The sequence below is a fragment of the Dyadobacter bucti genome (genome assembly GCF_005869225.1).
In the GTDB taxonomy this organism is placed as follows: Bacteria; Bacteroidota; Bacteroidia; order Cytophagales; family Spirosomataceae; genus Dyadobacter; species Dyadobacter bucti.
In genome coordinates this window covers 1-11,492 of record NZ_SWFP01000016.1, presented here as the reverse complement: position 1 = coordinate 11,492, position 11,492 = coordinate 1, and the positions used below count along the sequence as shown (strand labels likewise).

General features: G+C 39.1%; 14 protein-coding genes. 9 read left to right on the top strand and 5 right to left on the bottom strand.

What is annotated here, in order from left to right; translation table 11 throughout:
* Positions 1–335: 335 nt before the first annotated feature.
* The 5 genes from FBF61_RS31900 (at position 336) to FBF61_RS31880 (ending at position 4,409) form a co-directional block, all read left to right on the top strand.
* Positions 336–758, top strand: coding sequence for a hypothetical protein (locus FBF61_RS31900; RefSeq protein WP_166444667.1), 423 nt, complete (start codon positions 336–338; stop codon positions 756–758).
* Between the two features lie 85 nt (positions 759–843).
* Positions 844–1,548, top strand: coding sequence for a P-loop NTPase family protein (locus FBF61_RS31895; protein ID WP_138485052.1), 705 nt, complete (start codon positions 844–846; stop codon positions 1,546–1,548).
* A complete protein-coding gene (locus FBF61_RS31890; RefSeq protein ID WP_138485051.1) occupies positions 1,545–1,994 on the top strand; it encodes a hypothetical protein in 450 nt (149 codons plus the stop codon). Before FBF61_RS31895 ends, FBF61_RS31890 begins: the two co-directional genes overlap by 4 nt.
* A gap of 591 nt (positions 1,995–2,585) precedes the next feature.
* Positions 2,586–3,509: a replication initiation protein gene (locus FBF61_RS31885; RefSeq protein WP_138485050.1), complete on the top strand. Its 924-nt coding sequence runs from the start codon at positions 2,586–2,588 to the stop codon at positions 3,507–3,509.
* Positions 3,510–4,091: 582 nt separating this feature from the next.
* Positions 4,092–4,409: a hypothetical protein gene (locus FBF61_RS31880; protein WP_138485049.1), complete on the top strand. Its 318-nt coding sequence runs from the start codon at positions 4,092–4,094 to the stop codon at positions 4,407–4,409.
* Positions 4,410–4,580: 171 nt separating this feature from the next.
* Here FBF61_RS31880 and FBF61_RS31875 read toward each other — a convergent pair whose 3' ends face one another.
* Entirely contained in the window at positions 4,581–4,826 is a 246-nt protein-coding gene (locus FBF61_RS31875) for a hypothetical protein (protein ID WP_138485048.1), read from the bottom strand.
* A gap of 11 nt (positions 4,827–4,837) precedes the next feature.
* A complete protein-coding gene (locus FBF61_RS31870; protein WP_138485047.1) occupies positions 4,838–5,434 on the bottom strand; it encodes an AAA family ATPase in 597 nt (198 codons plus the stop codon).
* Between the two features lie 309 nt (positions 5,435–5,743).
* Between FBF61_RS31870 and FBF61_RS31865 the strand changes: the two genes are divergently transcribed.
* From FBF61_RS31865 to FBF61_RS31850, 4 genes are all read left to right on the top strand, one after another.
* A complete protein-coding gene (locus FBF61_RS31865; RefSeq protein ID WP_138485046.1) occupies positions 5,744–5,938 on the top strand; it encodes a hypothetical protein in 195 nt (64 codons plus the stop codon).
* Positions 5,928–6,230 carry a hypothetical protein gene (locus FBF61_RS31860; RefSeq protein WP_138485045.1) on the top strand — a complete coding sequence of 101 codons (303 nt, stop codon included), beginning with the start codon at positions 5,928–5,930 and terminating at the stop codon, positions 6,228–6,230. The genes FBF61_RS31865 and FBF61_RS31860 overlap by 11 nt, the downstream gene beginning before the upstream one ends.
* A gap of 184 nt (positions 6,231–6,414) precedes the next feature.
* Complete coding sequence (locus FBF61_RS31855) at positions 6,415–7,524, top strand: phosphoribosyltransferase-like anti-phage protein (protein ID WP_138485044.1); 1,110 nt, start codon at positions 6,415–6,417, stop codon at positions 7,522–7,524.
* On the top strand, positions 7,524–8,441 hold the full coding sequence (locus tag FBF61_RS31850; RefSeq protein WP_138485043.1) for an NADAR family anti-phage protein: 918 nt from the start codon (positions 7,524–7,526) through the stop codon (positions 8,439–8,441). Before FBF61_RS31855 ends, FBF61_RS31850 begins: the two co-directional genes overlap by 1 nt.
* Positions 8,442–8,636: 195 nt before the next feature.
* Here FBF61_RS31850 and FBF61_RS31845 read toward each other — a convergent pair whose 3' ends face one another.
* The 3 genes from FBF61_RS31845 to FBF61_RS31835 form a co-directional block, all read right to left on the bottom strand.
* Positions 8,637–9,248: a hypothetical protein gene (locus FBF61_RS31845; protein WP_138485042.1), complete on the bottom strand. Its 612-nt coding sequence runs from the start codon at positions 9,246–9,248 to the stop codon at positions 8,637–8,639.
* A 643-nt stretch (positions 9,249–9,891) separates the two neighbouring features.
* Positions 9,892–10,731, bottom strand: coding sequence for a LuxR C-terminal-related transcriptional regulator (locus FBF61_RS31840; RefSeq protein ID WP_166444666.1), 840 nt, complete (start codon positions 10,729–10,731; stop codon positions 9,892–9,894).
* Between the two features lie 130 nt (positions 10,732–10,861).
* Positions 10,862–11,299, bottom strand: a complete 438-nt coding sequence (locus tag FBF61_RS31835) for a GNAT family N-acetyltransferase (protein WP_138485040.1) — start codon at positions 11,297–11,299, stop codon at positions 10,862–10,864.
* Positions 11,300–11,492: the final 193 nt, after the last annotated feature.

The window sequence follows — 11,492 nt, the reverse complement described above, 5'->3', positions numbered from 1 at the left end:
CGAACAAAACATTGTATCAATCTGACCGGAGGACAGATTCAAGGAAGTGCTTGCACTTGTTTTTCATTGCATGAAAAACCCCCCTTGCTTCCAATCGCTATCAACAAATTTAATAATTCTGAATGGAAAAACGCTATCAACAGATAAAAAAAAGAACCTAATGGTGCTCACTCCTTTGTAGTTACCTTATAGTTATCCTACTGTTAGTTTATCGTTAGTATAATTGACTGCATTTGAATAAGTTAGCCAAAAGTTATTAAAAAGTTAGCTAAAAGTTAGGCTAAATGTTTGGATTTAATTTTTATCAGTCGTTACTTTGGATCAAACAAAAAAACATGGTAACAACAGCTCAGGAGAAAGAAATTATCGAGCAGGTTATACAGATGCGATCTGCCGGAAAAAGGAAATGGGCGTATCTGCTATATGACATGATAGAGGAAAAAATTTCCCGAAATATGTCGTATGAAAACATTGCGAAATGGTTATCTGACGAGGGTTTAAGCATCAACGAAAATGCGCTTAAACAATTGATTTGGTCGTACAAAAAACAACTTAAAAAGTTAGAAAATGCAAAGGAAAAGAAAAACTTAGCTAAACAGATTATCGTTCAAAAATCGACTCAATTAAAAGAGAAAAAGAAAGTAGTTATTGAAGAAAAGCAAGAAGATACCAACGAAGACCTTAACTTAAAGTTGCAACGTGGTTCTGAGCAATTAAAGAAGCGAAATTCCGGGTTTGAAAAGTTCAATGACCTGTAAAGAAAAATAGGTGAAGGCATCAGCCCCCACCTACCCAAAAAAGAGTATCAGTCCTTTTTTTTTACATAAACATACTAAAAACAGAATGAAAAAGCAAGTCGTATTCATCGCGCAGAGTAAAGGTGGTGTCGGTAAGAGCTTCATCACGTGGTTTATCGCCCGGAACAAAAAAGAAAGTAAGGCCGCTTTCATTGATCTTGACAAATCTACTCGTACATCCGACCGATTGAAGAAAATCGTAGGAGAAAAGCGAGTAATCGAACTATCGATCATCGACGGAAATCAGAAAATGGATCGCGAGGCATTTCTCAACATCTTCGAGGAAATTTCTAACGCAAAGACAGACGAATGGTTTGTTGACCTTGGTGCACCGGAAAGTGACGAACTCAGAAGTTTTTTCACTAATGATGTACCTGCGGACGAGTTAAAGGAAATTCTGGAAGAAATCGGTATTGATCTCAAAATATTGGTTGTTCTGGCTGGCGAAGATGCGTTTAACGCCTCGGTCAATTACTATAAGGAAATCACAAGATTGACCGGCGATAACATAAATGTGATCGCAGTAAAGAATGAGGGAACTTTTGGGTCACTCGAAAGTCAGGAACATGGAGACACACTATTATCTGAGCTAGGGATAAATTTTGTAAAAGTGGGCAAAATGCCGGTTGGTAATTCCGCAAATGAAATCATTGCCTTGATGTCAGGCACAATGTCGGAAGACAAGCTAACACTTGCTGGAAAAAGATCGTTAAGAAAGGTTACAGACGAAGTTAGCGAGGTACTACTATGAAATTCGATGTCAAAGAAACCAAATTTGCCATAGCCCAAAAGTACGGCATCCCGGAAAGCGAAATTGACGAAAGCGTTCTCGCTATTTGTGTGATAATCGACAAAAAGAATGATGAATCTATTACGCTGCTGAAAGATCAAAAGGCTGCGCTCATTCAATCCCTGGACGAGATCAAACAGATTCAGGCGAAAAAATTTAAGTCAATTTCTTATGAAGACCCTAAAACGGCCTTTTGGGGAAATTTTGGGTCTAAGGGGATAATTGGAGTATGTTCACTGGTAGCGCTGGTCGTGATCAGCTCTGCGTACTCATCTTGGTATGAGAACCGCGAACTCGTGCAAAATTTTCAGCTTCTCAAACCACACGTGCAGGTTACCGATCAAGGCTATGTAGTTAAAAAAGATAGCTACACTGTGACCAAAGACGGGATTCTGATCAAGCCTTAAAAAGTATCAGGCAGGTACAAAATGGTATCTGCCTGATACTTTTCGAAACGTAATTCTAAAAAAGGCTGACATATTGGCATAAAAAAATTTATTACCTTTACACGCGCCCACGTCTCAATATGATGGCTCGGTTTTACTGGTAATTGTAAAAATTGGATTGGTTTTATTTTATTATTTAATGGAAAAATGCAATTTAATGGCGAAACAACATATAAAACCTGTTTTTTGCGCCCCGGCCCCTTTTCCTTCATCAAAAAAATTCCAGCCCACTTTTCTATTTTTGATTTGTTTTTTTGAATATTTTTTTTGCTCTAATGGACTTTACTGCGCGTTGGGAACAACACAATAATTGTGAGGATTGAAATATTTGACTTTATTTGGATGGTTTGTAAGTATTTGATAATCAGTATATTAAGACGACTTTAAAACAGGTTTTATATGCCAAAAAACAGGTTTTATACGGAAAAAAACAGGTTTTATATGCCAAAAAACAGGTTTTATACGTCTAAAAAACAGGTTTTATATGCCAAAAAACAGTAAAATAAAAACAGGTGTTTTTTAAATACTGTTTTTTATTAAATTGCCTTTACGATGGAAAAACCAAAGGAGAAGTCAACCAGCTTGCAGGTCAGGCAACACAATGCGATCACGTCAGCAAGGCATGAATTGACTGCCGCGCAGCTAGATTTATATTTCATGGTTCTATCCAAGCTAAAAAGTGGGGATCAGCTTGGGACAAAGTACCGTATCAACGTGGCCGAAATTTTCCAGCTAACCGGACGTAACTGGAACTATGTGCAGCTTCGGGATGCTACGGAGGGGCTCATTGGTAAAGTGTTTGAGATTGAGGAAAACGATGGTCTTTTGCAGGTTGCGTTAATGTCCAGCGCCAAGTACCTAAAAGGGCAAGGTACAATTGAAATATCGATTGCGGCAGAATTACTACCCTATCTGGTTGACCTGAAAAACAACTTCACCAGCTTTCAGCTTTATTGTGTGCTCTCTATGAGTTCGAAATATGCTAAGTGGCTGTATGTTCAATTCTCGCGCTGGAAGGACATCGGGTATTTGAGCATCGACGTTGAAGATTTAAGGTATCGCCTTCACTTGAAGGACCCGGAGGGAAAACAACCTGAGCAGTACAAGCAATGGGGACAATTCAAAGATAATGTGATTGAACCGGCCATGAGGCAAATCAATCTTTCCTCAGACCTCCGTGTAAGTTACAGTACCGAGAAAAGCGGCAAAACGATCACTAAAATTAATTTTCTAATCAAGTCCGTGGCACAATTTCAAACCGTTATTCCCTTTGAGATAGAGGAAGGCGACCGGGACGCTATTCAGCTTAAAACCAGAATGATGGATATCGGTATATTGGATCAAAACCTGATAAAGAAAGTATTAGAGAGCACAGACCTTCGAAAGAAAGCAAACAAATGCCTGTATGATATGCAGTTCAGGCGAGCTGAAATAAGCAATCCCGCTGGTTACTTCCGTACAACGCTGGCAATTTGAACAATAACTGTTAAACATCAATAAACATGGAAAACATTACTATCCTCGCTATTTATGGCCTAGCTGCCATCATCGGCGTATCTGGTGCCATCAAGGTTTACAAGAACTGGCGGCTGTATAGATAGATAGCTGGTAGCCTCGAAATGAGGCTTTTTATATAATTATATAATTGTAATGTACATTACAATTATATACCTATCATAGCTTTACAGTTGTCAACGTTTTAAGTATTGATCAAAAGAATAAGATACAATGCCGCAAAAATCGTTTTTAAGCGCATCAAACAGTTTTACGTGCCTTATCCCCTACCCTCCCGGCTTTGACGTTTTAGAGTTGCCTTAAAGGCGAAATAATATTGAGTGTCTACAATCTATGCATGACCAGGCGCGCGGCCAAGATCCTCGACGCGTGAAACTGTCTACAAAATCTCTATGGAACGAGCTGCTGCCGGCAATTCCGGATCGGAATTGTGTCTACACATAAATTGAACATTATAATCAAAAAATAAAAAAAAACGGGCTAAAAAACAGGTTTTATATGTCATAAATAGGCAAGCCGGGAGGGGCTGAGATAGGTCAAAGCATGGATCACTATCAGATCGAAGGTGGAAAGTTCCTTAACGCGTTCCGCAAAATATCAACGGCAAGCCTCGATGCGTTGAAGCTCCCCTATCTGAACGCTAAGAAGGTGTTTTACAATACAGACGATTCCAGCGATGAAGAAACAGAGCAGGAGGAAACAAAAGAGCCAAAGGAAAAAAGTAAATCCGGGAAAAAGATAAAGTATATGTGTCCTTGCGGCTGTAAAGTCTGGGGCAAGTCTGGGCTGGAATTGTTCTGCAAAATTTGTCAAGCAGATTTCACCTGTGATCCTGACGATATGTCGATAGGTTTGGATTAATCTAAACTTGCTTCGGCGCTGATCCTGGCCATATCAAAAATAAAATGTCTACAAAAACGGCCAATGTAGGATCCCAATTTCGCGTCGAGGATAGAAGAAGTGTCTACATTCGAATTGAACAGCAGACACCGCTATATATTTATATAAATACATAATTATATAAATACATAATTATGTATTTTGTTTTAAATACGCTTCAAGTGCATCTATACCAACCTGTTTAATGCTACTACCCGTGCGTATCGCGTGCATTTTTAACTCGTTAAACAGTTCCGTAGGTATCCAAAAATTGAGGTGACTTTCATCCTTTTCCTCTTTTGAAACGATCGGCTTCACCTGTTGGATTGGTGCCGTGCTCGGTTTGCTTTTAATCATTCCTGCCAGCCTAGACCGGTTTTCATCATAATCTTTACCCATTGCCTAAAATATTAAGGAAGTAAACTGAAAATTTCCATCGACAAATCAACCATCTCGGTTTTGGCCTTATCATCATCAGAATTAAATACTCCAGCAGTCATAGGAGAACGTGCATAGCTGACCCGCTGATTAATGGTCGTTTTCAGGATCGGTAAGGTGTACTGATCCAAAATTTCCTTGACTTCATCATTCAGGTTCGTACGAGTGAGCATGTTCAATACAACAGCTGCCTTCAAAGAAGGCTTCTTCTTTTTCGCCTGATCATACAATGCTATTGTCCCCCTCACGGCCAGCGCATCCAAGTAACCCGCCTTTGTAGGGATTAGCACAAAGTCACTCAGTAAAAATATGTCTTGTAGCTTATCAGTCAGATAAGGAGGCGTGTCGATAATAACAACATCGTAGGGTAAGCGTACCTTCTTTTGAATCTTGTGCAAAGGAATAAGCTCGATGCCTTTTAGAAAAGGACTGATATCGGAGATCGAACCTTGTAAATCCGTGTCGGTGATAGCAACCTTTAAATCTTTACTGAGGCAATAAGCCAGGTTAAGCGCAAGCGTTGTCTTGCCTACCCCACCTTTTTGATGAGCTACTGAAATAACGATCATAGTCAGAATTATATATTTATATAATTATATACAAAGATAGCAATAAACACATAAAAATCAATATACTGCATATATAAATATATATTTATATAAACCCCGCGAAAGCAACCCGTAGAAGACAAATTTGAAAATGTGCGCATAGCGACATAAGCCGCAAATGTGCGCCGAACACTCCTTAAAAAAAATCGTGTGAAATTTCACTAAGGCAATTGCTATTATTAGTATCATTGTATTGTTACTATAAATACCAGAATAATGGCAGCTTATGCTTGGTGTGATGGACACCCTCTAATAATTAATCTAGATAATGTGGACGTGATAAGAATTGGTGGCGGACAAGGTTACTACCTGATCGAGTTTTTCCGGTCCGAACGAACATCCAAGAAAGTATCACCAATCTATGTTGCGGAATGGAAATTTTTGACCCAGGAAGAGCGAGACGAAACTTTAAAGCAACTCATGAAAGAACACGGTACGACAATCGGCCTGACAAATGAAAGATAAGGACCAACTTTTTTGCTCTCTGCGAAACACCGAACCACGTTTCGAATATCACTCGGAAATGAAGCCGATTGATTTTGTCGAAAAAAACTCTGAAATCATCCGCGCAGCTGAAAGACGTTGCGAAATAACCGGCATCGACTTCACAGATATGGTCTACATTGCCAAAAAGTTGCTGGCAACTCTACCATACAAGTCCTACGGAAGCTATTTCGAACGGCCAAAGCCCCACGATCCATTTTGGGATCAGTTTGGAGAATGGGGATCAAAAAGGCACAAAAAGGGAGGAAAGTAGGGTAGGGGCAAGGTGATACATATTTATATAATTACATATTTATATAAATATATAATTATGTAATTTTTAGTTACAACTTTGGGACAGCGATAAAATGCCAAGGACATCCTTTTCCTGCAAAAACATGATTATCTTGTGACTAACATCCTTTATCATAAGAGTTCGTCACCAACAGATAGCAGAAATGGAGCAACTAATTGCTAGTATCTATGAGACTTTAAAAGGTTACCGAGCAGATGAAAAAACCCCAGGTGTTCGAATGACGACAGCCCGCATCGAAACTTGGATTAAACAGTTTGAAGAACCATTACGAATACCAATTCTTACCGAACTAGACAGCATTTTCAAAAAAAGATACTATTCAAAAGAACAAGTTCAAGAATATTTGGAGAAACTTGTCGAATATTTCTCCAAGGAATTTGGGTTTAAAAATCCAATAGATTTCTTAAAGAATACTGACTTCCTAGACCTTCAAGAGCACGGTAAAAGTCAGAAAGTGATGCTTAAATTATTTGGAAATATGATCGAAAGCAAGTACGGAATTTCCCTTGTAGAATGTGGAACCACATCGAAAAAGTATTCATTCTATCTAGACGACGTACTTTGCACAGGTCTTAAAATGATGACGAATATCAAAGAATGGTTAGACAAGGACTTCCACAAGGGAAAGACTAATAATCAGGCACTTGCAGATAAATCCACTAAATTGATTTTGTTTTATATTATGATCCATGAGAAAAATTATAATAATAAAACATGGGAAATGGGCAAAAACAACATGCAGGTATTGAAAGACAATCATCAACTATACTACATGAAAGAAATCAAAAATGATATATACCATGCCCCAAACTTCGACTTAGTGTATCCGCTTGCGGAAAATCAATCAGACGAAGTTATCGAATACGAAAATGAAATTATCGAAACTGTCGATAAATATACTGCTGAAAAAAAATATCAAACAAGAAATGATTTTTATAGACCAACAGGTCTACCCAAGAAAGATGTAATATTCACCAGTCCCGAAAATAGAGCAATTGTAGAAAATGCCTTTCTTGAAAAAGGCATCGAGATTTTGAAAAAATCTAACGTACAGAAAAAAAGCATGAGAGCACTTGGCTATTCGATGCCTTCGCAGAAAAACTTCGGTTTTGGCGCGCTATGCTTCACGTGGCGCAATGTTCCTAATAATGCTCCGTTAGTCTTTTGGTGGGAAGGAGGGGGCTTCACTCCACTCTTCAAAGTAACACGTGGGGAAGTATTCGATTTCGGAAAATTCTTTGACCTTGAATAATGGAAACAAAAAGGCGCGAACATAAAGTTTACAATGCCCTTGAATGCTGTGTATTTAGAAAGACCAAAGAAGAGTACGGTGGGCTTTCGAACATGGCATCAGGGTTTCCATTGGTAGTGAATAACGTCAAAATCCTATCGTCAGAGGCATTGTATCAGGCATGCCGGTTCCCACACATGCCAGACGTTCAAGAGCGGGTAATCCGCGAAAAAAGCCCAATGACAGCCAAAATGATTACAAAACCATATCGAAATACTTCACGTCCAGACTGGAACGATGCCAGAATCAAGATTATGAAATGGTGCATTAGGGTCAAGCTGGCGCAAAATTTCGTAGAATTTGGGAAACTACTAGAGAGTACTTTCGATAAACCAATAGTTGAAGACAGCTCAAAGGACGACTTTTGGGGAGCTATACGGCAAAAAGAAGATTCAAATATAATTAAAGGCACAAATGCCCTCGGAAGGCTGTTAATGGAACTTCGGCTGACCTACAACCAAAAGAGATATAGCTCAGAAATGTTTGTTATTGAACCGCTTGACATACCCGATTTCAAGTTACTTGGCGAGCCTATTCAAGTTATCGATGCCCGTGAAAGTTTTCTTAATTATCTCCAAAAGGAGATGAAGTTCTTTGATGTCGCGGATACGAAGGCGCATACTTATATCACAATACTACCGCAACCGACAATAGAATTTGTTCATGGTCGCACGCTTTCACCCAAAAAGCCAGAATTGACTGGTTCCGTGCACGTTTCACCAGCTCAAATACTAACAGCTAAACCAAAAACCCCAAAATCTACTCCTAAGTTGCCTAGGGTAGACCCAACATTACCCACTACTCCCAGCCAATCACCTAAAACGGTAAAAGCTGCGACTGGTAAGAGGGCGAACAAGGCACAAACAACCCTGTTCTAATAAGTCAAGCCGCTCCGGGGCTAAACTCTATATGTCTACAATTTAGAGTTGGATCTTCTGAAAGTTTAACCTGGTTGCCACACAGATTGTCTACACTTTGCATTATCAAAGAGTGTCACCGGCAGCTGATCCGGGCGCGAGCTGCGCCCGGACTGTCTACAATATTCTTAAATCATGGACGCAAACCATCCAAATTCAAGCACATGAAGACCAGCAAACCGCTTTGTTATCCCAATGACTCAAATACTGGACGGCATCAATACGCATGCCGCTCACTCCTATACGCAGTCGAACAGGCACATCGATAAATGAATCCTTAACACCGATTGCTAATCCGTGATCCATTGCCAGGTAAGTACGGATTTGCTTTATCTTCTGGATCGTGACTGATCGGCCTTTAACGGCAATGATCTGAAAAAACTCGATGTTGATTTGATCACATCCGGGCGCAGTGTAAAATATTTCTCCTGGTTGAATTTCTCTCTCATTTTTCTTGACGGCTCTATTTCTTCGTAGTCTCTTAGAATCCGTAATTTTAAGCAGCTTATTGACAAAAGAATAGTAATATATATTAAGGGCTTTCAGATTCTTAAAAGAAGTGAAAACAACCGGCTTTTGAGCCCTTGTACCTTTAAAGGCAATAAAGAGAAAAACTGTCTCGTCTATTAAAAAAGTATGGCCGTAATTCTGAACCAGTCTTGCAGTAGGGTAGAGCCGTTTAAAATCTAAAATAATTCTGTCAAAACTGGATTTTTTAGCAACAGAGCGCAGATTGGGCGCAGGCTCATTTCGATATACTGATAGCATGTTCTTTCACAAAATGAAAAATAGGAGATTTCATTAGACAAACAGGTGCCTGCAATCCAGTAAAACCAGATTGACCATTAAAACAGTAACGGGCCTGAATTGTTGGCAATAACCAACGTGTATCAGACAATAATATCAAGCTATCCACACTATACGCAACTAGCGATAATAATGAAGTGGACAGGCATTATGTCCGTGTACGTTGTAGCAATAAAGGACGATAAGAAAACTTGTAGCTGACGGTTTTGATTTAATACCAGTCTAAGTTGAAGAATGATGCTTTGCCGTCTTTTCGTCAAGAACGATAGCAAGTTTCAACCAACGCGGAAATCGACGTTGACCATGACCTCCATTATCAGCGCGGGTAACTTGCGACCTTACATTAGATTCCGATAGCTTGGTAATCCTTGCAACATCGTCGTTGGTCAAGCCATGACGGCGCTTCATTTGATTGTAGCGCGAGTGCCAGTTTGCATCCATAATATTTTTATAGGTTGTCGTTAAGAATGATGCAAACAACCGGTAAGAAATTTGCTTTGTCAATACGTAATTCCAGGAATTTTTACGTATGCTCCATAAAAAAAACGCATACGTAGCATACGTAATTACGTATACATGGTATGCGTTTTTAGGTTTTGTCCTATTATTTATCAGTATCGTCCACTTTCATTCCAAACTTTCTCGAAAACTCCTTTCGGCCACTTACTTGTGCCTTTTTATAAATCTTCTCAATATGAGTCCTAACAGTGCCAATGCTGATTTCTAGTAAATCCGCGATATCTTGATTCCGGTGTCCTTTCAGAATCAAAATAGCAACCTCCTTTTCTCGTAGGGTAAGTTTTATCTCTTCCAACGAATTGCCAATTTCGATCATTTCCTCTGATAAGTCACCAGATGGTTCAGAACCGATATTGTCAATATTTTTCAAAACCTCATATTCCTCTCTGGATTGAATAATATGCTTTCTGAGAAACAATACTGTAATGATAGCAAATCCCGAATTGGTTAACAGTACCTCCTTGACTTGTGATATTCGGAAATATGCGCAGAATGCCAGCGAAGCGTATGGAATGACAGCAAGGTAAACCGCTATCAATTCAAAGTATTCCTTTCTCTCAATTTGGTCTTTTAAACGATACCGGATGCCATCTAAAATCAAGTATCCTAGAACAAGCCCGTAAATTGCAGGTATAGCAAGGCCAACGTTTATTGCAATATCGACACTCTTTGTTAGGTAAAATGTTATGCCGAACAACAAAAAGAAGGGGAAGTGCAAAAACAAGAAAATGCCCTTTGTAGCATGCCATCTAATTTTCTCAATATTATAAGCTTTATAGAAATAGAATGGAAAATAAGAGGCCATAACAAATCCCGCGCCGTATGTCAAAATATACTGCGTAAGAACTGGAATAAATGTAATTTTTGGATCAGGAAACAAACCACTAGCCGTATTTTTACAGATCAGCAATACCAGCAATATCAAATAAAAAAATCTGGGTTTGTCCTGTGGCCTTGAAAGAAAAAGTATTCCTTGAAAAACAAACATTACTGATTCGAAAATGATAAACAGCAATGTTATTAAGTGCATGTCAGTATTCCCTATCAGCATCAACCTAACTACGGATTAAGTGCAATGTGTAACCAAAATCCAAAGTTGCGTACTCAGTTAACCCGGCATTCTTATAAAATGGCAGATTTCTAATTGTTGATGTCTCTAAGTAAATAGGCCGCTTCATAGCGGCTGCGTCGTTGCTTATTTCGGTCAGGAACTTGGTTCCAATACCCTTCCCTTGTAGTTCAGGGCTGACGGCAATAAACCATAAGTAGTAAATCGGTGTCTGTGGATAGTTTTGCGAAATCTTCTTTTCCCGGGCCATGGCCTTAGAAACGTTTCCAATGCCGATTCCATTCAAAACAAGTTTTGCCTCCCAGATTAGGCTTTGCAAAGTTGTCTTTTTGTTTTCGGGGAAACAAATTAGAGCAACTGCATCGGAGCTGTCAGAAATTAAAACCTTGCCAAAAGCAAAACAGGTTTCAAAAGAATAATCCATCAGCGCACGTACCCGCTCTTTGTGTCGATGGTCATTTGGAATTAGGTAATTTACGCTTTTGTTCTGGAGGTTCTCGTTACAAATGGACGAAAAATAGCGGTTTGAAATTATTCATTGCTCTTAGCCAAATAATTATGCAAAGCATTGTTCATAAATAAGTCCAGATCGGATGCATTCTGGGATAACAACGTTT